The following is a 1,083-nucleotide window of genomic DNA, read 5'->3' as shown; positions in this document are numbered from 1 at the left end:
AACCTCGTTCTAAATAAACCGTCTGGCGGTATCTAACTGATTAACATTTCAACAAAGAAGCTGTGGTTGGAGCCTCCAATATTGAGCAATCCATTTTCTTTCCACTGCATCATAGGGATAACCGGGATTCCCCAGCATCTCTTTTATTCAGGATTTTTCTACTGAAATCCGGATTCCAAATCCTCCCTCTGAGTATGCAATGCTTATCCATGTTTCATCTTTTCTTAGCAAAACGCCTGTCGAAACGCTTTCTGAAGCCGATGCCTCTTCAGCGTATCCTAAGGTTTTCAATTGGTCAATATATTTTTGTATTTCTTCTTCAGAGATATTATTATAAAAGATTGCATAATACCCAGCATTAGAACCATCCAATATATATTCTATCGTTCCACTTTCCGGCTCACAAATAAGCCTAGTGTATTCATTATCCGGCCAAACTGAAGTATAAATACATTTTACATCAGACGGATTGGTTCCTCCATGTGTAGCAAATTTTCCCTGACCTGAAAAACGAATGCAAAGAAAGACCAATATCAAAACTATAAAGGCAACCGCCATACTGCTAAAAAATTCCAATTTCTTATTCATTTGGCTTGCTCCATAATTCAAACGTACAAAGCCACGATTCTTTTCTTTCGACTCTAAAGAATCGTGGCTTTTATACCCATTATCTAATGCTTTTATTACGGAATCGTGATGTCGTAGGAAATGGAGAACTGGCCACCGTTTGCCAAAGCATTCAATTTGTTTTCAAGGAAATTATCTGCATTGGAATCACCTCCATCACGGTTTCCATTTTAGATGTTGATAATAGCAAAGCACAAATAGAAAAAATCCACAATATTGTAGCAAGACGGAGAAAAAATGTCACCAAAACGGTGTAAGCGCAAAGCAGGGATTGGTTCTTGATCTCTGTTGTGAGAGTTCACAAACGTCCGGGGTGCTGTTGCCGGAAGGATGCTTTCTTCAATTTTCTTCCAGAATTCTCTGCAAATAGCGGGCTGTTTATGCTTCTTGAGAATCCATCTAGTGAATACCGACACCCTCCATGATCTTTTCTATCCAATTTGTGGAAGAATCATT

1 protein-coding gene is annotated in these 1,083 nt (G+C 38.7%); it reads right to left on the bottom strand.

The annotated features are described in order from the left end of the window. Positions 1 to 147 precede the first annotated feature (147 nt). Positions 148 to 588 (bottom strand): hypothetical protein, encoded by a 441-nt coding sequence (locus AAAU26_RS05120; RefSeq protein ID WP_005929376.1) that lies wholly within the window; start codon positions 586 to 588, stop codon positions 148 to 150. Positions 589 to 1,083: the final 495 nt, after the last annotated feature.

Source organism: Faecalibacterium longum, assembly GCF_040094125.1.
Classification (GTDB): Bacteria; Bacillota; Clostridia; order Oscillospirales; family Ruminococcaceae; genus Faecalibacterium; species Faecalibacterium longum.
Note: the sequence above shows the minus strand (reverse complement) of the source record. Positions and strands in the feature narration are given on the sequence as shown.

Excerpts from the sequence above, each read along its gene's own strand:
- AAAU26_RS05120 (WP_005929376.1), bottom strand. The coding sequence starts at position 588 with ATGAATAAGAAATTGGAATTTTTTAGCAGTATGGCGGTTGCCTTTATA.